20 protein-coding genes are annotated in these 21,193 nt (G+C 60.6%); 11 read left to right on the forward strand and 9 right to left on the reverse strand.

The genetic code is table 11. The annotated features are described in order from the left end of the window. Positions 1–56 precede the first annotated feature (56 nt). On the forward strand, positions 57–356 hold the full coding sequence (locus J5M57_RS03100; RefSeq protein ID WP_064588412.1) for a PilZ domain-containing protein: 300 nt from the start codon (positions 57–59) through the stop codon (positions 354–356). Between the two features lie 53 nt (positions 357–409). On the opposite strand, the gene J5M57_RS03105 is transcribed toward J5M57_RS03100, so the two are convergent. Beyond that, positions 410–1,099 carry a VacJ family lipoprotein gene (locus tag J5M57_RS03105; protein WP_064588413.1) on the reverse strand — a complete coding sequence of 230 codons (690 nt, stop codon included), beginning with the start codon at positions 1,097–1,099 and terminating at the stop codon, positions 410–412. Positions 1,100–1,298: 199 nt separating this feature from the next. Between J5M57_RS03105 and J5M57_RS03110 the strand changes: the two genes are divergently transcribed. After that, positions 1,299–1,919: an HAD family phosphatase gene (locus J5M57_RS03110; RefSeq protein WP_207848743.1), complete on the forward strand. Its 621-nt coding sequence runs from the start codon at positions 1,299–1,301 to the stop codon at positions 1,917–1,919. Positions 1,920–2,028: 109 nt separating this feature from the next. Continuing rightward, the gene (locus tag J5M57_RS03115; RefSeq protein ID WP_064588415.1) at positions 2,029–2,292 is read left to right on the forward strand and encodes a DUF4404 family protein; all 264 of its coding nucleotides are present in this window, start codon (positions 2,029–2,031) and stop codon (positions 2,290–2,292) included. A gap of 178 nt (positions 2,293–2,470) precedes the next feature. On the opposite strand, the gene queF is transcribed toward J5M57_RS03115, so the two are convergent. After that, the gene (gene queF / locus J5M57_RS03120; RefSeq protein ID WP_207848742.1) at positions 2,471–3,301 is read right to left on the reverse strand and encodes an NADPH-dependent 7-cyano-7-deazaguanine reductase QueF; all 831 of its coding nucleotides are present in this window, start codon (positions 3,299–3,301) and stop codon (positions 2,471–2,473) included. A 61-nt stretch (positions 3,302–3,362) separates the two neighbouring features. After that, positions 3,363–3,896 carry a cupredoxin family protein gene (locus J5M57_RS03125; protein WP_207848741.1) on the reverse strand — a complete coding sequence of 178 codons (534 nt, stop codon included), beginning with the start codon at positions 3,894–3,896 and terminating at the stop codon, positions 3,363–3,365. 164 nt (positions 3,897–4,060) lie between these two features. Here J5M57_RS03125 and J5M57_RS03130 point away from each other — a divergent pair, with 164 nt between their 5' ends. Both J5M57_RS03130 and J5M57_RS03135 read left to right on the forward strand, forming a co-directional pair. Continuing rightward, complete coding sequence (locus J5M57_RS03130; RefSeq protein ID WP_064588418.1) at positions 4,061–4,741, forward strand: heavy metal response regulator transcription factor; 681 nt, start codon at positions 4,061–4,063, stop codon at positions 4,739–4,741. Next, complete coding sequence (locus J5M57_RS03135) at positions 4,741–6,090, forward strand: heavy metal sensor histidine kinase (protein ID WP_207848740.1); 1,350 nt, start codon at positions 4,741–4,743, stop codon at positions 6,088–6,090. Before J5M57_RS03130 ends, J5M57_RS03135 begins: the two co-directional genes overlap by 1 nt. A gap of 122 nt (positions 6,091–6,212) precedes the next feature. On the opposite strand, the gene J5M57_RS03140 is transcribed toward J5M57_RS03135, so the two are convergent. The 3 genes from J5M57_RS03140 to J5M57_RS03150 form a co-directional block, all read right to left on the reverse strand. Continuing rightward, positions 6,213–7,457 (reverse strand): lipoprotein-releasing ABC transporter permease subunit, encoded by a 1,245-nt coding sequence (locus J5M57_RS03140; protein ID WP_207848739.1) that lies wholly within the window; start codon positions 7,455–7,457, stop codon positions 6,213–6,215. A 63-nt stretch (positions 7,458–7,520) separates the two neighbouring features. Then, positions 7,521–8,204, reverse strand: coding sequence for a lipoprotein-releasing ABC transporter ATP-binding protein LolD (gene lolD, locus J5M57_RS03145; RefSeq protein ID WP_169844077.1), 684 nt, complete (start codon positions 8,202–8,204; stop codon positions 7,521–7,523). Positions 8,205–8,211: 7 nt separating this feature from the next. Further along, positions 8,212–9,462, reverse strand: coding sequence for a lipoprotein-releasing ABC transporter permease subunit (locus J5M57_RS03150; RefSeq protein WP_207848738.1), 1,251 nt, complete (start codon positions 9,460–9,462; stop codon positions 8,212–8,214). Positions 9,463–9,556: 94 nt separating this feature from the next. Here J5M57_RS03150 and J5M57_RS03155 point away from each other — a divergent pair, with 94 nt between their 5' ends. Together J5M57_RS03155 and J5M57_RS03160 are read left to right on the forward strand one after the other, a co-directional pair. After that, complete coding sequence (locus J5M57_RS03155; RefSeq protein ID WP_064588423.1) at positions 9,557–10,138, forward strand: PilZ domain-containing protein; 582 nt, start codon at positions 9,557–9,559, stop codon at positions 10,136–10,138. A 14-nt stretch (positions 10,139–10,152) separates the two neighbouring features. Next, complete coding sequence (locus tag J5M57_RS03160) at positions 10,153–10,875, forward strand: glycerophosphodiester phosphodiesterase family protein (protein ID WP_064588424.1); 723 nt, start codon at positions 10,153–10,155, stop codon at positions 10,873–10,875. A gap of 42 nt (positions 10,876–10,917) precedes the next feature. On the opposite strand, the gene sthA is transcribed toward J5M57_RS03160, so the two are convergent. Together sthA and J5M57_RS03170 are read right to left on the reverse strand one after the other, a co-directional pair. After that, the gene (gene sthA, locus J5M57_RS03165) at positions 10,918–12,312 is read right to left on the reverse strand and encodes a Si-specific NAD(P)(+) transhydrogenase (RefSeq protein WP_064117858.1); all 1,395 of its coding nucleotides are present in this window, start codon (positions 12,310–12,312) and stop codon (positions 10,918–10,920) included. A gap of 197 nt (positions 12,313–12,509) precedes the next feature. Next, positions 12,510–13,496: an FAD:protein FMN transferase gene (locus tag J5M57_RS03170; RefSeq protein WP_207848737.1), complete on the reverse strand. Its 987-nt coding sequence runs from the start codon at positions 13,494–13,496 to the stop codon at positions 12,510–12,512. 61 nt (positions 13,497–13,557) lie between these two features. On the opposite strand from J5M57_RS03170, the gene J5M57_RS03175 reads away from it, so the two are divergent. Continuing rightward, positions 13,558–13,797, forward strand: a complete 240-nt coding sequence (locus J5M57_RS03175) for a hypothetical protein (protein WP_207848736.1) — start codon at positions 13,558–13,560, stop codon at positions 13,795–13,797. A gap of 73 nt (positions 13,798–13,870) precedes the next feature. Continuing rightward, on the forward strand, positions 13,871–15,172 hold the full coding sequence (locus J5M57_RS03180; RefSeq protein WP_064588426.1) for an MFS transporter: 1,302 nt from the start codon (positions 13,871–13,873) through the stop codon (positions 15,170–15,172). Positions 15,173–15,341: 169 nt separating this feature from the next. On the opposite strand, the gene J5M57_RS03185 is transcribed toward J5M57_RS03180, so the two are convergent. Next, a complete protein-coding gene (locus J5M57_RS03185; RefSeq protein WP_064588427.1) occupies positions 15,342–16,805 on the reverse strand; it encodes a glyceraldehyde-3-phosphate dehydrogenase in 1,464 nt (487 codons plus the stop codon). Between the two features lie 354 nt (positions 16,806–17,159). On the opposite strand from J5M57_RS03185, the gene mfd reads away from it, so the two are divergent. Further along, on the forward strand, positions 17,160–20,609 hold the full coding sequence (gene mfd / locus J5M57_RS03190) for a transcription-repair coupling factor (protein WP_207848735.1): 3,450 nt from the start codon (positions 17,160–17,162) through the stop codon (positions 20,607–20,609). Positions 20,610–20,619: 10 nt separating this feature from the next. Continuing rightward, positions 20,620–21,186, forward strand: a complete 567-nt coding sequence (locus tag J5M57_RS03195; RefSeq protein ID WP_064588429.1) for a CsiV family protein — start codon at positions 20,620–20,622, stop codon at positions 21,184–21,186. The last annotated feature ends 7 nt before the right edge of the window (positions 21,187–21,193 follow it).

A 21,193-nucleotide genomic window follows, 5' to 3' on the forward strand; every position in this document is an offset into this window, starting at 1 on the left:
AATCACCGAGAGTTATAAGAACAGCTCAAACCGTAACCCAATGGAAGGTCGAAGCCATGAGTCAAACCGGTCGGGACTACAGCGAAAAGCGCGATTTCATCCGTATGCGAGTCGATGCCGATGTCGTGTTGATTCATGAAGGGGACGAGGTGTCGGGCGTGTGCATCGACCTCTCCAGCAGTGGCATGCAGGTCGAAGCGCCACGTCAGTTCGCGGTGGGTGACCGGTTGAGCGTGCGCATCGATTCCGAGCATGCAGCGCTGAGCGGACTGGAAGCCGAGACCGAAGTGGTATGGGTCAAGGCCCAGGACAACGAAAGCCAGAAACTCGGCCTGACCATTCTGAAGATGAAATAAGCGCACACAAAAAAGGCGGCCTCAAGGGCCGCCTTCTTCATTGCGGGTCGACATTAAAAATCGTCTACGACCTTACCGTCCTTGACCTTGAACTCGCGGTTCTGCAGGTAGGCGTTGCGGATGAAGGTGTACTTGTCGCCGCTGATCAGCTTCTCGCTCGACAACAGGCTGGCGCGGGTGTCGACGATATTCAGACCGAATGTCGAGTTACGCACCGGGATGTCGTTGATGTAGCGGTACGGGCCCGTGTAGCTGTCGACATACTTCGACGGCGCATCACGCAGGGTGCTTGGGCCGAGCAACGGCAGCATCACGTAAGGGCCGCTGCCGACGCCCCAGTAGCCGAGGGTCTGACCGAAGTCTTCGTCGCTGCGATTGAGGCCCATTTTGGTGCCGACGTCGAAGAAACCCAGCAGACCGAAGGTGGTATTAAAGATGATCCGCGCGGTGTCGACACCGGCTGCCGCAGGTTTGGCCTGCAGAATGTTGTTCGCCAGGTTGGTAACGTCACCAACGTTGCGGAACATATTGTGGATGCCGTCTTCGAGGAACTGCGGCGTCACGTATTCATAGCCCTGTGCCAGCGGCTTGAGCGCGTAGGTGTCGACGAAGTCGTTGAACTGGAAGATCGGGCGGTTGACGCTTTCCCAAGGGTCTTCTTCCGTCGCGGCGTTAGCGGCGAACGAAACCAGCAAAACGCCGGCACATACACATAGCTGAGCGAGAGGATTGCTCCAGCGCATAGAAAAGCTCCTTGGATTTTTACTGGCGCGGGCACCGTTGGCCCAGGCGTTAAGAGCGCTAGTATAAGCGCAAAAGCCATTTTGAGCAGTCTACCCGTGAAGAGTCGTGCAGGACGTTTCCCGGCGCCCCTTTTCACACGCCTGTCATCCAACTGTCACCGGCGTCCCCTAGCCTCATGACTATTTCAGGGACGTTGTCATGACTCACGCTGAAGCCTTGCCTGTCACCGCACCCGGGCTGACCGCCGTGCTGTTCGGACTCAGTGGTTGTCTGGTGGATTTCGGCGCCCGCGCCCCTCAACACGCCAACGTGCTGCCCGAGCACACCGAAGCCACCCCCGGCGCCCTCGACAGCTTGCACAGGCTGCAGCGCCAGCAGATTCCGTGTGCCTGGATCGACGAGCTGCCCCCTGCCCTTGCGCAACCGCTGGCGGCCGTGCTGCCGGCGTGGATCAAACCGACGCAATATTCAGCAACAATCAATCCATGGCCCGCACCCAATGCCTGCTGGCAAGCACTGATGGCCTTGAACGTCAGCCGTCTGGACGGCTGCGTGCTGGTCAGCGGTGAACCGCGCCTGCTGCAATCGGGCCTCAATGCCGGGCTGTGGACCATTGGTCTGGCGTCCTGCGGCTCGCTGTGCGGGCTGTCGCCGAGCGAGTGGCAAGCCCTGAGCCAGAAGGAACGCGAACAACGACGCGGCAAGGCCACCATGCAGTTGTTCGGGCTGGGCGTGCATTCGGTGATCGATCATTTGGGCGAACTCGACACCTGCCTGGCCGACATCAGCCTGCGCCGTCTCAAAGGCGAAAAGCCCTGACCGGGATCATGCAGGTTGCAGCAGAGTGGATTAATCTAAAGGTCAGCCATAGACCTTTGGCGCGCGGCTGCGGTCAATGCCAGTGCCTCTTGATAAAAGGAACCACACCATGCCCGCCCAAGAACTGCAAAAACAACTCGACACCCTGCGCGTGCAACTGGAGCAGAATCCGCCACTGTCCGAAGCCGAGCGTGAAGATCTGCATGCGCTGATGGCGCAGATCGAATCGGAAATCAAACTGGAGAGCGCCACGCAGGACGCCAGCATCGCCGATGGCGTGAACCTGGCGGTTGACCGCTTCGAACTCGAACACCCGGCCATTGCCGGCACCTTGCGCAATATCGTCAATGCGCTGGGCAGCATGGGCATCTGACCGCCCTGCGCTGAAATGCAAAAAGCCCTGCCATCACTGGCAGGGCTTTTTCATGGGCGCGATTTGAAACGCAGTCCCTTTGTAGGAGTGAACCTGCTCGCGATAGCGGCGTATCAGCCAACATCAATGTGCATGTCATTGCGCTATCGCGAGCAGGCTCACTCCTACAAGGGGGGACTTATTGACGGACCAGTCGGTGGTTCGGCAACTGCACAGATTCAGTGCTGCGGTACGGGTTGATATCCAATCCACCGCGACGCACATACCGCGCAAACACGGTGAGCTTTTCTGGCTTCAGCAGACGCTGCAGATCAAGGAAAATCCGCTCCACACACTGCTCATGGAAGTCCGAATGCTGGCGGAAGCTGACGATGTATTCCAGCAGGCTGGCGTGATCCAGTGCCGCGCCGCGATATTCCACCACCACGCTGCCCCAGTCCGGCTGACTGGTCACCGGGCAGTTGGATTTGAGCAGATGACTGTGCACGCTTTCTTCGACAATCTTCGAGTCATCGCAACGCAGCAGTTCCGGACGCGGATGCTCATAGTTGCTGACGCTGATGTCCAGGTCGTCAATGCACACGCCCGGCAATGCCACGATGCCTTCGGCTTCGACGTCCTTCAGGCTGCGCACCCGCACGCCGACCGGTTTGCCGGCAGCGGCAGACAAATCCTTGACCAGCGTTGCTTCCAGGCTGGGGACGTCGGCAAACGGCGTCTGGTTCAGCGAGTTCAGGTACAGCTTGAACGACTTGGATTCGATGATGTTCGGCGAATCAGCCGGAATACTGAATTCACCAATCGCCACCACCGGCTTGCCCGACGGCAGCAGCCACGACAACTCGAAGCAGTTCCAGAAATCCACACCTTTATACGGCAGGGTATCAGCGGTCAGTCCCAGTTCAGCCCACTTCGCGGTGCGCGGGATCGGGAACAACAGGGACGGCGTGTACGTGGCGATGTATTCGCTGGATTTGCCCAGCGGCGAATGTTCGGCTGCGGGATGCATGGCGGAAACCTGACTGAAGAATCAGCGGATTCTATCAGCCTTTGCTCGCGCCTTTGAGTGCTTACTGACTGACAGTCAATTTGCCGACCATGCCCGCCTGGTAATGCCCGGGAATATTGCAGGCAAATTCGAGGCTGGTGGCCTTGCTGAAGGTCCAGGTCAGTTCTGCGGTTTTGCCCGGCTCGACCAGCACGCTGTTCGGGTCGTCGTGCTTCATGCCGTGGCCCATGGCCGCGTGATCCATGCTCGCCATGTCGTGGGACATTTCTTTCATGCCGGTAGGTGTAAGCATGCCGCTTTGCTGCATCTGCAACATTTCCTGCTGGTGCCTGGCATGCATCGCCGCGTCACCGAGGTTGAATTCGTGCAGCAACTGACCTTTATTCACCAGCACAAAGCGCACGGTCTCACCGGCCTTGACCTGAATCGCCTTGGGGTCGAACGACATGTCGTTCAGCACCACCTCAATGCTGCGGGTGGCCTTGGCCGCCGGCGCCGGCTGGCCGAAATCATACGTGTGCGCGGGCGCGGCCCAGGCAGATGAACTCAGTGCCAGTAAACAGGCGGCGACGGCCAGAGGGTTGCGCAAAAACATAGTCATACTCCAACAAGACAGGGTTCAGCCTGTGGGAAACTCTAGCCCGCCCGCGCTGGCAGCGACCTGACAGGCAGATTACAACTTTGTCAGGTTGGCGCCTGTCGCCAGCGCTCACGGTATAACGCTTTCGTTTCCCCAACCTGGATCAACCCGAGCCGCCCATGAAACTGCTGATCGTCGAAGACCAACCGAAAACCGGCCACTACCTGCGCCAGGGCCTGACCGAGGCCGGTTTCAACACCGAACTGGTGGCCGACGGTAACAGCGGTCAGCAACTGGCCCTGAGCGGTGATTATGCGCTGCTGATCCTCGATGTGATGTTGCCCGGGCGCAGTGGCTGGCAGATCCTGCACGCGGTGCGCAGCGCCGGCCTCGACACGCCCGTGCTGTTTCTGACCGCCAAGGATGCCGTGGAAGACCGGGTGCACGGCCTCGAACTCGGCGCCGACGACTATCTGGTCAAACCGTTCGCCTTCTCCGAACTGCTGGCCCGGGTGCGCAGCCTGCTGCGCCGGGGCAGCGCGATGCCACAGGAAACCAGCCTGCAACTGGCCGACCTGCGTCTGGACCTGATTCGCCGCCGGGTCGAACGCAGCGGCCAGCGCATCGACCTGACCGCCAAGGAATTCGCCCTGCTGGAGATGCTTCTGCGCCGTCAGGGCGAAGTGTTGCCGAAATCGCTGATTGCCTCGCAGGTCTGGGACATGAACTTCGACAGCGACACCAACGTGATCGAAGTGGCGATCCGCCGTTTGCGCCTGAAAATCGACGATGACTTCCCCAACAAACTGATCCACACCGTGCGCGGCATGGGTTACGTGCTTGAAGAGCGTCCGGCCTGATGCGTCGTCTGTCCCTGAGTTCTCGTCTGGCCTTGCTGTTTGCCGCTTGCACCGCCGTGGTCTCGCTGTTTGCCGGGGTGTTGTTCAATCGCGCCAGCGAGGCGCACTTCATCGAACTCGACCAGCAACAACTGGACGGCCAACTGATCGGTCTGCGTCGCGCCCTGCAAGATGTTCAACCCGGTCAACGTGAGGCGCGACTGGCCGATGAGCTGAGCCGCCAGGCCGATCTGGCACTGCGCATCACGGGCAGTGACGGCCAACGCGAATACGACAGTTCGACGCAGATCCCCGAGGTTTTGCCGCCACAATCCGGCCTGACGACCGTGAGCCACGAAGGCACTGAATATCGCGTGCTCAACGCCCCGCTCTACCCGGACAAACCCGATTCGCCGCAACTGACGCTGTTGCTGGACATCACTCACCACCAGCACTTCCTGCAGCGTATGCAGCATCTGATCTGGCTGACTGTAGGGCTGTCGGCGCTGGCCACTGCGCTGCTCGGTGCCTGGGCCGCGCGCAGCGGTTTGCGTCCGCTGCGACGTATGAGTGCGGTCGCCCGTGGGATTTCTGCGCATTCGCTAAATGCCCGACTGCCGGAAGCGCAAATGCCGCCAGAGCTTGCGGAAATGGCCCACAGCTTCAACGCCATGCTCGGACGCCTCGACGACTCGTTTCAGCGGCTATCCGCGTTCTCCGCCGACATTGCCCATGAACTGCGCACACCGCTGTCGAACCTGCTGACCCACACCCAGGTCACCCTCACCCGCCCGCGCCCGATCGAGGACTATCGCGAGGCCCTGCACAGCAACCTCGAGGAACTGCAATGGATGGCGCAACTGGTCAACGACATGCTGTACCTGGCCAAGGCGGATCATGGTTTGCTGATGCCCAGGCGTGAAGCGCTGGAACTGGCGGATGAAAGCGATGTGCTGCTGGAGTTTTTCGCGCCGCTGGCCGAGGACGCCGGGGTGACACTGAGTCGCGAAGGCCATGCGCGCATCGAGGGTGACCGCAGCATGTTGCGTCGGGCCTTGTCGAATCTGCTGGATAACGCGCTGCGCTTTACCCCGGCGGCGGGCAGCGTGCGGCTGTCCATCGTCGATCGACCGCAGGCCGTGCAGGTGACGATCGAGAACACTGGGGATGGAATTTCAGCGGAGCTGTTGCCAAGGTTGTTCGACCGGTTTTATCGGGCGGATCCGGCACGCCAGGAAGGCAGCAGTGAGCATGCGGGACTGGGCTTGGCGATTACTCAGTCGATCGTCCGGGCCCATGGTGGGGAGATTCGTTGCGAATCGGATCGGGGCTGGACGCGGTTTGTGATCGAGTTGCCCAAAGGAAAATGAGGCCGGCAGGTCCGGCCCCATCGCGGGCAAGCCCGCTCCCACAGTACTTTGCGTCGTTCACATAATTGTGATTCAACTCAATACCTGTGGGAGCGGGCTTGCCCGCGATGGCGTTTCAGCGTTTACGAATATCTGAGCGCGTGAGCCGGCTCGATCTTCGCCGCCCGCAATGCCGGGTACACCGTCGCCAGGAAGCTCAGGATAAAGCCCGCCGAGCAGATCAACAGCACGTCCCCGCCCTGCAACTCCGAGGGCAGGTTGCTGACGAAATACACGTCGGAACTGAAGATGTGCTGCCCGGTAACGCGCTCGACCCAGCCGACCATTTCACTGACGTTCAGCGCGGCGATCACGCCGAGCACGCCGCCGACAATGGTGCCGACAATCCCGATCACCGTGCCCTGCACCATGAAGATCGCCATGATCTGCCGTGGCGTCGCGCCGATGGTGCGCAGGATCGCGATGTCCGCGCCCTTGTCGTTCACCACCATGATCAACGTGGCGATGATGTTGAACGCCGCCACCGCGACGATCATCAGCAACAGCAGGCCGATCATGGTTTTTTCCATTTTCATTGCGCTGAACAGGCTGCCCTGGGTGTGGGTCCAGTCGTCAGCCTTGAACTCGGCGCCCAGGCCTCCGGCGATGTCCGAGGAGACTTTCGGTGCGGCGTACAGGTCCTTGACCGCCAGGCGCACGCTCTGCACCTGATTCGGCTGCCAGTGCTGCATGGTTGCCGCGTCGGCCACGTGGATCAGGCCCATGGAACCGTCCAGTTCGGCACCGACCTTGAACACACCGACCACGTTCAGACGCTGCATGCGCGGAGTGATGCCGCCCGGTGCGGTGCTGACTTCCGGCACGATCAGGGTGATCTTGTCGCCGACGTTGAGGCGGAAGCGGCGCGCGGTGATTTCACCGATCACCACGCCGAACTCACCCGGTTTCAGGTCATCGAGACGGCCCTGCACAATGTGCTGGGCGACGATCGACACCTTGCCTTCCTGAGCCGGGTCGACCCCACTGATCTGGATAGGCTGCATCAAGCCCTTGTAGGAGAGCATGCCTTCCATCTCGGTGAACGGCACGGCGGCGGTCACTTCAGGATTTTTCAGCGCGGCGGCGGCCACTGGCTGCCAGTCATCAATCGGCTTTACGCCAACGATGGTCGCGTGCGGCACCATGCCGAGAATGCGCGAGCTCATCTCGCGCTGGAAGCCGTTCATTACCGACAGCACCACGATCATCGCCAGCACGCCGAGGGCGAGCCCGATCATCGAGGTCATCGAGATGAACGAAACAAAGCGATTGCGGCGCTTGGCACGGGTATAGCGCGTGCCGATAAAGATCGATAACGGTCTGAACATTCGCTGGGGCACCGTATAAAAATAAAAGACCCGATGCTTTTTCAGGCATCGGGTTTCAAGCCGTCAGATAGGCGTCAGGCAACCTTCCTGCAGGTGCAGGACGCGGTCCATCTGGCGAGCCAGGTTCATGTCGTGAGTCACCACCAGGAACGCCGTGCGCATCGAAGTGCTGAGTTCCAGCATCAAGTCCTGAATGCCTTGGGCGGTGTGGGAGTCGAGGTTGCCGGTCGGCTCGTCGAGCATCACCAGGCCAGGCTTGTTGACCAGTGCACGGGCGATGGCCACACGCTGACGCTCACCACCGGACAGTTCGGCCGGTTTGTGTTCCAGACGATGGCCCAGGCCGACTCGCTCCAGCAACGCGGTGGCGCGCTGACGCGCTTCCGGGATCGGCGTCTTGCCGATCAACAGCGGCATGCAGACGTTCTCCAGCGCAGTGAATTCCGGCAGCAAGTGGTGGAACTGGTAAACGAAGCCCAGTGAGCGGTTACGCAGCAGGCCGCGCTTCTTCTCGCTGAGGGCGGAGAGTTCTTCGCCGTCGAGCCAGACGCTGCCCTTGGTCGGCGTATCAAGGCCGCCCAACAGGTTGAGCAAAGTACTTTTGCCCGAACCCGAGGTGCCGACAATCGCCACACGCTCGCCTGGATGCAGTTCCAGCTGCAGGCCGGCCAGTACTTCTACCGATTCCGGGCCTTCCTCGTAGGATTTGCCCAGGTTGCGGCAGCTCAAGATTGCTTTTTCACTCATGCCCGACTCACTCATAACGTAGCGCCTCCGCCGGCTGGGTGCGCGCGGCACGCCAGGCTGGATACAGGGTGGCGAGAAAACTCAGGACCAACGCAGCGGCGCAGACCATGATCACATCCTTGCTCTGCACCTGCGACGGAAGATAATCAATGAAATACACGTCAGCATTAAGGAATTTGTGGCCGATCAGGCCTTCCAGTGCCGAAATCGCGGCGCTGACGTTAAGCGCAGCGAATATCCCGACCACGGCGCCAATGGCCGTACCGACCACGCCGATCACCGTGCCCTGGACCATGAACGTGCGCATGATCGTTCCCGGCGTGGCGCCGAGGGTGCGCAGAATGGCGATGTCGCTCTTCTTGTCGTTCACCACCATCACCAGCGTGGAAATGATGTTGAACGCAGCCACCGCGACGATCAGCAGCAACAGCAGACCGATCATGGCTTTTTCCATGCGGATCGCCTGATACAGGTTGCCGTGGGTGCGGGTCCAGTCGCGGGCGTAGTAGTGGTCTTCGCCAAGCTGCTGGGCGATGGTCCAGGCCACGCGCGGCGCCTGGAACAGATCATCGAACTTCAACCGGATGCCCTGCACCTGATCAGGCTTCCAGCGGTGCATCTTCGCCAGATCCTGCAGGTTGGTGACGCCCAGATAGCCGTCCAGCTCACCGGCGCCGACATGGAAGATGCCGACCACGGTAAAGCGCTTCATGCGCGGGAACATCCCGGCCGGGGTCACGCTGACTTCCGGCGCGACGAAGGTGACCTTGTCACCGAGGCCGACGCCAAGCTTGGTCGCGGCCTTGTCGCCGATGACGATGCCGAAACTGCCCGGCGTCAGGTCGTCAAGTTTGCCCTGCTTCATGAAGTTGTCGATGATCGACACGTTGCGTTCGAGCGCAGGGTCGATGGCGTTAAGCAACACCTTGGACACCTGGCCATTATTGGTCAGCAAACCCTGCATCTGGGTGAACGGCGCAACGGCCGTCACCTCCGGGTTGCGTTTGACCTTGGCGGCCAGGCTTTGCCAATCGTTGATCGGTTCGCCGGATTCAAGGGTCGCGTGGGGCACCATGCCCAGCACGCGGGTGCGCATCTCATGATCGAAGCCGTTCATCACCGATAGCACCACGATCATCACGATCACGCCGAGGGCGAGCCCGATCATCGAAGTCAGGGAAATGAATGACACAAAATGATTGCGACGTTTTGCACGGGTATAACGCGTGCCGATAAATACGAAGAGAGGTCTGAACATGTCGGGGCTTGTTCGGAGGGAAAAGGAACGTCCTTGTGGCGGGGGTCGATAACCAGCTTTACACTCAGACCACCGCCGCTACCATGGGTTCGCCATGTCGACATTAGATGAAGAAGATCGCCGCGAATACTACCGTATCGAGGACACGATCGCACTGGAAATTCGGCCCCTGTCCGCTCCCGAAGCCGCAGGCCAGGAAGTGTTGCAGGATGCTTCCCCGCTGTTCAACCTGCTCAGCGAACTGCACCTGAGCGAATTCGAATCGCAGCACCTGCTGCGCCAGATCAGTGAGCGCGACCGGGCCATCGCCGCGTTCCTCAAATCCCAGAACAAGCGCATCGACCTGCTCAGCCAGGTGGTCGCCCTGACCGTGCTCGGCCACATCGGCGAGCCGCAACCGGTGATCATCTCCGAAGGCGGAATAGATTTTCAGCACCCGACCGCGCTCGCCCCCGGCGCGCACCTGTCGGTCAAACTGGTGCTGATGCCCCAGGCACTGGGCCTGCTGCTGCGCGCCCGCGTGACCCATTGCGACCGCAAGGGCGACGGCTACGACGTCGGCACCGAGTTCGAACACTTGACCGACGCCCAGCGCCAGTTGCTCGCCCGTTATATCTTGCAAAAGCAGGCCCAGGAACGACGCCTGGCCCGCGAACAGAACGAATCCGGCATTTAAATTAAGGAAGCACCGTGACCCTCATCTACGGCCACCGCGGCGCCAAGGGCGAAGCACCGGAAAACACCCTGACCAGCTTTCAGGAATGTCTCAAACACGGCGTACGCCGTTGTGAACTGGATCTGCACCTGTCCAAGGACGGCGAGCTGATGGTGATCCACGACCCGACCCTCAAGCGCACCACCGACCGGCGTGGCAAAGTGGTCGAGCACACCGCCGCCGAACTGGTGACCTACGATGCGCGCAAGGGCGGCCCGGGCTGGATCAAGCCGTGCCCGATTCCAACGCTGGAAGAATTGTTCGAGAAGTGTGATTTCGAGCACTGGCAGCTGGAAGTCAAAAGTGCCTCGCGCACCCGCGCGGCAACCACCGTGCTGGCAATTCGCGAAATGGCCCAGCGTCATGGCCTGCTGGACAAGATCACCATCACCTCGAGTTCACGGGAAGTGCTGAAAGCGGCGCTGGACCTGGTGCCGGACGTGTCGCGGGGACTGGTGGCCGAATACGCCTGGCTCGACCCGTTGAAGGTCGCGGCCAGCTATGGCTGTGAGATTCTGGCGTTGAACTGGACGCTGTGTACGCCGGAACGCCTGCAGAAGGCGCAGCGTCAGGGGCTGCATGTGTCAGTGTGGACCGTCAACGAGCCTGCGCTGATGCGCAGACTCGCCGACTTCGGCGTTGACAGCCTGATTACAGACTTTCCCGGTTTGGCCACTGCCACGCTCGAGAATTGCTGAAATCGGTCTCCCCGGCCGGCTCAGGCCACCGGCCGGAGCCCGTCAAAAAAGCCGGTTGAGGCCGTCGTACGCCGCTACCCGATAGGCTTCGGCCATGGTCGGGTAGTTGAACGTGGTGTTGACGAAATACTTCAGGGTGTTCAGCTCACCCGGCTGGCTCATGATCGCCTGACCGATGTGCACGATCTCCGACGCCTGATAGCCGAAGCAGTGAACGCCCAGCACTTCCAGGGTTTCACGGTGGAACAGGATCTTCAGCATGCCTTGCGGCTCGCCGGCGATCTGTGCACGCGCCATGCTCTTAAAGAACGCCTTGCCCACTTCGTACGGCACTTTGGCCTGGGTCAGTTCCTGCTCGTTCTTGCCGATCGAGCTGATCTCCGGAATGGTGTAGATGCCAGTCGGCACGTCATTCACAAAGCGCCAGCTACCGTTATCGACAATGCTGCCGGCGGCCGAACGACCCTGGTCGTGGGCGGCACTGGCCAGGCTCGGCCAGCCGATCACGTCGCCGGCACCGTAGATGTTCGGCACGCAGGTACGGTAAGCCTCGTCGACTTCGATCTGACCACGGCTGTTGACCTTGACCCCGATGTTTTCCAGACCGAGCTGGTCGGTGTTGCCGGTACGGCCGTTGCACCAGAGCAAGGCGTCGGCCTTGATCTTCTTGCCGGATTTGAGGTGCAGGATCACGCCGTTGTCCACGCCTTCGACACGATCGTAATCTTCGTTGTGGCGCACAGTGATGTTGTTGTTGCTGAAGTGGTAGCTCAACGCCTGGGAGATTTCCGAGTCGAGGAAGCTCAGCAACTGACCGCGGTTGTCCACCAGCTCGACCAGCACACCCAGACCGCTGAAGATCGAGGCGTATTCGCAGCCGATCACGCCGGCGCCGTAAACGATCAGTTTGCGCGGGGTGTGGCCGAGGCTGAGGATGGTGTCGCTATCGTAGATACGCGGGTGGTGGAAATCGATGTCCGCCGGGCGATACGGGCGCGAACCGGTGGCGATGATGATGTGCTTGGCCACCAGCTTCTCGACCACACCGTTGGCGCAGACCACTTCGATGGTTTGCTCGTCAGCGAAGCTGCCGGTGCCGAAGAACACGTCGACGCGGTTACGGGCGTAGTAGCCGGTACGCGAAGCGACTTGTTTGGAAATGACTTTCTCGGCGCTTTTCAACACGTCCGGGAAGGAGAACCAGCGCGGCTCGCCGATCGCCCGGAACATCGGGTTGGTGTTGAACTGCATGATCTGCCGGACCGAGTGACGCAGGGCCTTGGACGGGATGGTGCCCAGGTGGGTGCAGTTACCGCCGACCTGGCGACGGCTGTCGACCATGGCGACCTTGCGCCCTGCTTTGGCGGCGTTCATTGCCGCGCCTTCTCCCGCCGGGCCGGAACCCAACACCACCACGTCGTAGTTGTAGACAGCCATGCGTACTCCTCAGAACAGGCCGCGGTGCCAGCAGCACCGGCGGCTAAATCACGCCGAATCGCGGCGCGAAGGAACAATTGGGGGCCAGTAAAGAACCCGGACACAGTCTATAGAAGCGTCAACGCCGCGCACATTAACCCTTGGTCGCGTCGTAGGCTACTTTTGCCTGCACTACAACGCCAGCTTTCGTACTGTTCTCAGTCAACTTTTGCGCCACTGAGGCGCTCGAAAGCCGCACTGGTGCGGACAACGAAACCCGTATCGGCACGAATCACGAAGAATGCACCAATCTCATGTTTTTCCGCATAGTCCCAGGCCCTTTCAGGCCCGAGAATCAGCAACAGCGTCGATAGTCCATCGGCCATCAACGCTGAAGGATGAATCACCGTGACCGACGCCAGGTTGTGTAGGACCGGCGCCCCGCTGTGTGCATCGAAGGTGTGGGAATAGCGCCGACCGTCCTGCAGGAAATAGTTGCGGTAATCACCGGAGGTGGAAACACCGTAGTCGTCGACACTGATGACACGCTCGGCCACCTGTTGATCGTCACGCGGCTCCTCCAGCGCGATGCGCCATGCCGAGCCGTCGAGTTTTTTGCCCTTGGCCTTGAGCTCGCCCGTGGCTTCGGCGAGGTAGTCATGGATGCCCATGGCTTCGAGTCGGGCGGCAATGGTGTCGACGGCGTAACCGGCGGCGATGCTGTTGAAGTCGACTTCGACAGCGGCGTCCTTGCACAAGCGATCACCGTCGACATGCAAATGGCGGTAGCCAACCCGTTGCAGGGTTTCAGCCAGTGCCGCGGGGCTGGGGACTTTTTCTTCGCGGCCTTGCGGGCCGAAGCCCCACAGGTTCATCAGCGGCTCGACGGTCAGGTCGTAGGAGCCTTCGCTTTGCTCTGAAAGTTGTTCGCCAACCCGAACCAGTTCGAGCACGGCAGCAGGCATCGTCTGACAGCTATTCGCCGGCAAGGCATTGAAGCGTTCGATGTCGGAATTACTGCGATAGGTCGACAGCTGCCGGTCGACATCGGTGAGGATTTTTTCCACTTCCAGCTGGACCTGCGCAGCCTCGGGAAGACCGGCATGGCGCACGTACTTGATCGAATAGGTGCTGCCCATGGTCGGGCCGCCGAAGCTTTCCATGGCGTCGCCGTTGCCGCAGCCGGACAAGACACCCATCAGCATCAAAAGGCCAATCAGCCTCCTTTCAGACAAATCACCTACTCCCCACACAAAGTTGAAGATTATGCGCCAGAACCTGTTGGAGCTGCCGAGTGAAACGAGGCTGCGATCTTTTGATCCTGATCTTTTAAATCAAGATCAGGATCAAGAGTTCGCACGTGCCGCAGCTCAGGTTTTTCATTCGTTTCGTAGCCACGTGCTGGCCTTCGTAATGGCTATATCGTTTAAGCAGTGCCCTAACCAGTTGTTGCCTAACGATCTTTATACACATATGGTTACAAAACTGTTCACGGGTACTGCCTGAGTTTGCCGCGTGACGGCGAGGACGTGTCTAGATCAGGGATTTCCAATAAGACAGCCAACAGAGAGTACGACCAATGTCCTCCACCACGGGCAAAGGCAAAGCGATTTTTCGCGTTGTCAGCGGCAATTTTCTCGAGATGTTCGACTTTATGGTCTATGGCTTCTACGCCACGGCCATCGCCAAAACCTTCTTCCCGGCCGACAGCGCCTTCGCTTCCCTGATGCTTTCCCTGGCGACGTTCGGTGCCGGTTTCCTGATGCGTCCGCTGGGGGCAATCTTCCTCGGCGCCTACATTGACCGGCATGGTCGCCGTAAAGGTCTGATCATTACCCTGGCGCTGATGGCGGCCGGCACGATCCTCATCGCCTGTGTGCCGGGCTACGCCACGCTGGGTGTCGCTGCACCGCTGATCGTGCTGTTCGGCCGCTTGCTCCAAGGCTTCTCGGCCGGCGTCGAGCTGGGCGGGGTTTCGGTGTATCTGGCGGAAATCGCCACGCCGGGCCGCAAGGGCTTTTTCGTCAGTTGGCAGTCTGCCAGTCAGCAAGCGGCGGTGGTGTTTGCCGGCCTGCTCGGCGTCGGCCTCAATCACTGGCTGAGCCCGGAACAAATGGGTGACTGGGGCTGGCGCGTGCCGTTCCTGATCGGCTGCATGATCGTTCCGGTGATCTTCATCATTCGGCGTTCGCTGGAGGAAACTCCGGAATTCCAGGCGCGCAAACATCGCCCTACCCTGCGGGAAATCGTCCGTTCGATCGGTCAGAACTTTGGCATCGTCATCGCCGGCATGGCGCTGGTGGTGATGACCACGGTTTCGTTCTACCTGATCACCGCCTACACCCCGACCTTCGGCAAGGCTGAACTGCATCTGTCGGATTTCGACGCGCTGCTGGTGACCGTGTGCATAGGCCTGTCGAACTTCTTCTGGCTGCCGGTGATGGGCGCTGTATCCGACAAGATCGGGCGTAAACCCCTACTGCTGGCAGCGACCATTCTGGCAATCCTCACCGCTTACCCGGCACTGTCGTGGCTGGTGGCGAATCCGAGCTTCAGTCATCTGCTGATCGTCGAGCTGTGGCTGTCGTTCCTGTACGGTTCGTACAACGGGGCGATGGTCGTGGCCCTGACCGAAATCATGCCGGTGGAAGTGCGCACCACCGGGTTCTCGCTGGCCTACAGCCTGGCAACCGCGACCTTCGGCGGGTTTACGCCGGCGGCGTGCACGTATTTGATCCACGTGCTGGACAACAAGGCTGCGCCGGGGATCTGGCTCAGCGGTGCGGCGGTGCTGGGGTTGATTGCGACGCTGGTGCTGTTCCGTGGCAACAAGCATGAGCTGCGTACTGCGCAGGCTTCGATAGTTGGCGGCGCCCGCTGAATAGCTATCGCGAGCAGGCTCACTCCTACAGGGGACTTGTGGCGTTCACGCGCCTTCGGTACGAGTGAGCCTGCTCGCGATGAAGCCGGTACAGGCAATAGAGATTGACCAGCCACACAAACAAAAACGCCCCGACCAAAGTCGGGGCGTTTTCATTTGCAGCGAGTGCTTAGCGCGGGAATGCTGGCGGGTTTACACCGGCCATGTCTTCCATCACGCGAACAACCTGGCAGCTGTAGCCGAACTCGTTGTCGTACCAGACGTACAGAACAACGCGGTTGTCCTGAACGATGGTCGCTTCAGCGTCGACCACACCGGCGTGACGCGAACCCACGAAGTCAGTGGACACCACTTCCTGCGAGTTGACGAAGTCGATTTGCTTGTGCAGATCGGAGTGCAGCGCCATGTAGCGCAGGTACTCGTTCATCTCTTCACGGGTGGCGGCTTTCTCAAGGTTCAGGTTGAGAATGGCCATCGACACGTTTGGCGTCGGAACGCGGATCGCGTTACCGGTCAGCTTGCCGGCCAGCTCAGGCAGGGCCTTGGCAGCAGCGGTGGCAGCACCGGTCTCGGTAATGACCATGTTCAGCGCGGCCGAACGGCCACGGCGATCGCCCTTGTGGAAGTTGTCGATCAGGTTCTGGTCGTTGGTGTACGAGTGAACGGTTTCGACGTGACCGTTGATGATGCCGAACTTGTCATTCACAGCCTTCAGCACCGGCACGATGGCGTTGGTGGTGCAGGAAGCGGCGGACACGATCTTGTCGTCAGCGGTGATTTCGTTGTGGTTGATACCGTGAACGATGTTCTTCAGCTTGCCTTTGCCAGGCGCGGTCAGAACAACGCGGGCGACACCCGGGCATTGCAGGTGCTGACCCAGGCCATCGGCGTCACGCCATACACCGGTGTTGTCCACCAGCAGCGCGTCTTTGATGCCGTACTGGGTGTAATCCACCTCGGTCGGGTTCTTCGCGTAGATCACCTGGATCAGGTTACCGTTGGCGGTGATGGTGTTGTTTTCTTCGTCGATGGTAATGGTGCCGTTGAACGAACCGTGTACCGAATCGCGACGCAGCAGGCTGGCGCGTTTGGTCAGGTCGTTTTCGGCGCCTTTGCGCACGACGATGGCACGCAGACGCAGACCGTCGCCACCACCGGTTTTCTCGATCAGGATGCGCGCCAGCAGACGGCCGATACGACCGAAGCCGTACAGCACAACGTCAGTGCCTTTGCGGGCCGATGCGTTTTGCTGGCCAACCACGTCAGCCATTTCTTCACGCACGAACTGCTCGGCGCTGCGGCCGTTGCCTTCATTGCGGAATTTGAACGCCAACTTGCCCAGGTCTACCGAAGCCGCGCCGAGCTTGAGCTCGCTCATGGCTTTCAGCAGAGGGAATGTTTCGTGGACGGAGAGTTCGCTGTCGTCGGAGGAACGATGGCGAGCAAAGCGGTGCGCTTTGAGAATCGCGATGACAGACTGGTTGATCAGGCTGCGGCCATAGATCGAGCTCACCACGTTATTGTTGCGGTAGAGCTGACCGATAAGCGGAATCATCGCTTCTGCGAGTGCTTCACGGTCGATCCATTCACCAAGACACTGGTCGGGCTTCTGAGTCACGGGAACCTTCCACATGTAGGGGCAGAAAAAAGGGGCTACATTATGCCGCCGAGAACCTCTTGTAGCAATGCGCGCTTGTCGCGCAATCGGTAACAAAATTCCGTTCAAAAAAATTACGCCTCGCGCCAGCCCAGTAAAACCGGGGCTTCCAGCGCAGTCAATTTTTCGACGACTGTTAGACGATGTCTGTAACCCTCCGTAACACCAGTCGATTTCGGCACTACATAACCGTAAAAAAAGTGCTCGTTTTTATGGTTACCACTACATTTCGCGCAAACCGCGAAGATAGACGCAGTCTGCAACTGACAGGCGGCACCGGACGCCGCTACAATTACCGACTTTGTCGCAAAGCCTGGAGCTCAACCTTCCGTGCCCGTTCTGCGTCTACCGCTTCTCCCTGCTGCGGCAGGTAAACAGCATTGGGGCAACCTGCCCGGTGCTGCCCTGAGTCTCGCGATTGCCGAGGCTGCCAGCGCTGCCAAGCGCTTCACCCTGCTACTGACCGCCGACAGCCAGAGTGCCGAACGGCTGGAACAGGAGCTGAGTTTCTTCGCCCCGGATTTGCCCGTTCTGCATTTTCCCGACTGGGAAACCCTGCCCTACGATCTGTTCTCGCCGCACCAGGACATCATTTCCCAGCGCATTGCCAGCTTATACAGGCTGCCGGAACTTGCGCACGGTGTGCTGGTGGTGCCGATCACCACCGCCCTGCACCGCCTGGCGCCGACCAAATTCCTCCTCGGCAGCAGTCTGGTACTGGATGTCGGGCAGAAGCTCGACGTCGAGCAGATGCGCTCGCGGCTTGAGGCCAGCGGCTATCGCTACGTCGATACGGTCTACGAACATGGCGAGTTCACCGTGCGCGGCGCACTGATCGACCTGTTCCCGATGGGCAGCAAGCTGCCGTATCGGATTGACCTGTTCGACGACGAAATCGAAACCCTGCGCACCTTCGACCCGGAAAACCAGCGCTCCATCGACAAGGTCGATTCGGTCAAGCTGCTGCCGGCCCGTGAGTTCCCGCTGCAGAAAGATGCGGTCACCCGCTTCAAGGCGCGTTTCCGCGAACGTTTCGATGTCGACTTCCGGCGCTGCCCGATCTTCCAGGACCTGAGCAGCGGGATTACCCCGGCCGGTATCGAGTACTACCTGCCGCTGTTCTTCGACGAAACCTCGACCCTGTTCGATTACCTGCCACAGGACACTCAGGTGTTCTCGTTGCCGGGCATCGAGCAAGCAGCGGAAAACTTCTGGAACGACGTGCGCAATCGCTACGAAGAACGCCGCGTCGATCCATCGCGTCCTTTATTGCCACCCGCTGAATTGTTCCTGCCGGTAGAAGACTGTTTTGCCCGCCTCAAGAGCTGGCCGCGCGTCGTCGCCAGCCAGCAGGACGTGGAAAGCGGCGCCGGCCGTGAGCGCTTCCCGGCGCAGACGCTGCCGAATCTGGCGATCGAAGCCAAGGCCACACAACCGCTGGCAGCACTTTCGGCATTCCTCGACGAATTCCCCGGGCGCGTGCTGTTCACCGCCGAATCGGCGGGCCGTCGCGAAGTCCTGCTGGAGCTGCTGGAACGCCTGAAGCTGCGGCCGAAAACCGTCGACAGTTGGCCGGACTTCGTCAGCAGCAAGGATCGCCTGGCGATCACCATTGCCCCGCTCGACGAAGGCTTGATGCTCGACGACCCGGCGCTGGCGCTGGTGGCCGAGAGCCCGCTGTTCGGCCAACGGGTCATGCAGCGTCGCCGCCGGGAAAAACGCGCCGACGCCAACAACGATGCAGTGATCAAGAACCTTACCGAGCTGCGCGAAGGCGCGCCGGTGGTGCACATCGACCACGGGGTCGGGCGCTATCTGGGCCTGACGATTCTGGAAATCGACAATCAGGCAGCCGAATTCCTCACCCTGGAATATGCCGAGAACGCCAAGCTCTATGTGCCGGTGGCCAACCTGCACCTGATCGCGCGTTACACCGGCAGCGATGACTCACTGGCGCCACTGCACCGCCTCGGCTCCGAGACCTGGCAGAAAGCCAAGCGCAAAGCCGCCGAACAAGTGCGCGATGTCGCCGCCGAATTGCTCGACATCTATGCCCGTCGCGCCGCTCGCGAAGGCTACGCGTTCGCCGATCCGAAGGCCGATTACGCCACGTTCAGTGCCGGCTTCCCGTTCGAAGAAACCCCGGACCAGCAATCGACCATCGAAGCGGTGCGCGAAGACATGCTCGCACCGAAACCGATGGACCGCCTGGTCTGCGGTGACGTCGGTTTCGGCAAGACCGAAGTGGCCATGCGCGCCGCCTTCATCGCCGTGCACGGCGGTCGTCAGGTGGCGATTCTGGTGCCGACCACCCTGCTCGCCCAGCAGCACTACAACAGCTTCCGCGACCGCTTCGCCGATTGGCCGGTGACCGTGGAAGTGATGAGCCGCTTCAAGTCGGCCAAGGAAGTCAACGCCGCGATCGCCGACCTGGCGGAAGGCAAGATCGACATCGTCATCGGCACGCACAAACTGCTGTCCGACGATGTGAAGATCAAAAACCTCGGGCTGGTGATCATCGACGAAGAACACCGCTTCGGTGTCCGTCAGAAAGAACAGCTCAAGGCTCTGCGCAGCGAAGTCGACATTCTCACGCTGACCGCCACGCCGATTCCGCGCACGCTGAACATGGCGGTGTCGGGCATGCGTGACCTGTCGATCATCGCCACGCCGCCGGCGCGACGTCTGTCGGTGCGCACTTTCGTCATGGAGCAGAACAAGAGCACGGTCAAAGAGGCCTTGCTGCGTGAGCTGCTGCGCGGTGGTCAGGTTTACTACCTGCACAACGACGTGAAGACCATCGAGAAATGCGCGGCAGATCTCGCCGAACTGGTGCCGGAAGCGCGGATCGGCATCGGCCACGGGCAGATGCGCGAACGCGAACTCGAACAGGTGATGAGCGACTTTTATCACAAGCGCTTCAACGTGCTGATCGCCTCGACCATCATCGAGACCGGCATCGACGTGCCGAGCGCCAACACCATCATCATCGAGCGCGCCGACAAGTTCGGCCTGGCGCAACTCCACCAGTTGCGCGGGCGGGTCGGCCGCAGCCACCACCAGGCCTACGCCTACCTGCTGACGCCGCCGCGCCAGCAAATCACTTCGGATGCGGAAAAGCGTCTGGAAGCGATCGCCAACACCCAGGACCTCGGTGCCGGTTTCGTCCTGGCGACCAACGATCTGGAAATCCGTGGTGCCGGCGAACTGCTCGGCGACGGTCAGAGCGGTCAGATCCAGGCCGTGGGTTTCACGCTGTATATGGAAATGCTCGAGCGCGCGGTGAAATCGATCCGCAAGGGCGAGCAGCCGAATCTCGACCAACCGCTCGGCGGTGGCCCGGAGGTCAACCTGCGGGTGCCGGCGCTGATTCCGGAAGACTACCTGCCGGATGTGCACGCGCGACTGATCCTGTACAAGCGCATCGCGTCGGCCACCGACGAGGAAGGCCTGAAGGATCTGCAAGTGGAGATGATCGACCGTTTCGGCCTGTTGCCGGAGCCGACCAAGAACCTGGTGCGCATCACCGCGCTCAAGTTGCAGGCCGAGCAGTTGGGCATCAAGAAGGTCGACGGCGGCCCGCAAGGTGGCCGCATCGAGTTCGCCGCGCAGACGCCGGTTGACCCGATGACGCTGATCAAACTGATCCAGACTCAGCCAAAACGCTACAAATTCGAAGGCGCCACGATGTTCAAGTTCCAGGTGCCGATGGAGCGCCCGGAAGAGCGCTTTAATACTGTAGAGGCGTTGTTCGAGCGCCTCCTCCCGAAAACTGTTTGAAGGACGCCGCATGCGCCTGTTTCGCTCACTGACTTTGCTACTGACCTTGGTAGCACCGATGGCGTTTGCCGATGACCTGTATCAGGTCGAAATGATTCTGGTCCGCCAGAACGCCGTTCCGGCCATTGTCAGCCGCGCTGCGCCGGAGGACTGGGCCGCCGGCGCCCAGCACCTGGCTGATGACAGCCAGCGTACCCCGGCGCTGAACGACGTCGCCAACAAACTTACCGCCAGCGGCGAGTACAGCGTGCTGCTGCACAAGGCCTGGCAGCAGACCCTCGGCGAAGCGCCGACCAAGGTCGCCGTCAGCGACGGCCAGGAACAGTTCGGCCAGTTCCCGATCGAGGGCACCCTGGAAATGAAACTGGGACGCTTCACCGATGTGAACGCCGACTTCTGGGTCAATCAGATCGACAGCAACGGCATGGTTACCGCCAGCGAGCGCCTGAAGCAGGACAGCCACACCAAGAACGGCCAACTCAACTATCTCGACAACGGCCACCTGGCGCTGCTGATCAAGATTACCTCCTTGACGGCGCCCGCCCCACGGCAAGCCCCTGAAGCGATTCCGGACTGATCGAAGT

It is taken from the genome of Pseudomonas sp. 86_A (assembly GCF_017491705.1).
Lineage (GTDB): Bacteria > Pseudomonadota > Gammaproteobacteria > Pseudomonadales > Pseudomonadaceae > Aquipseudomonas > Aquipseudomonas koreensis.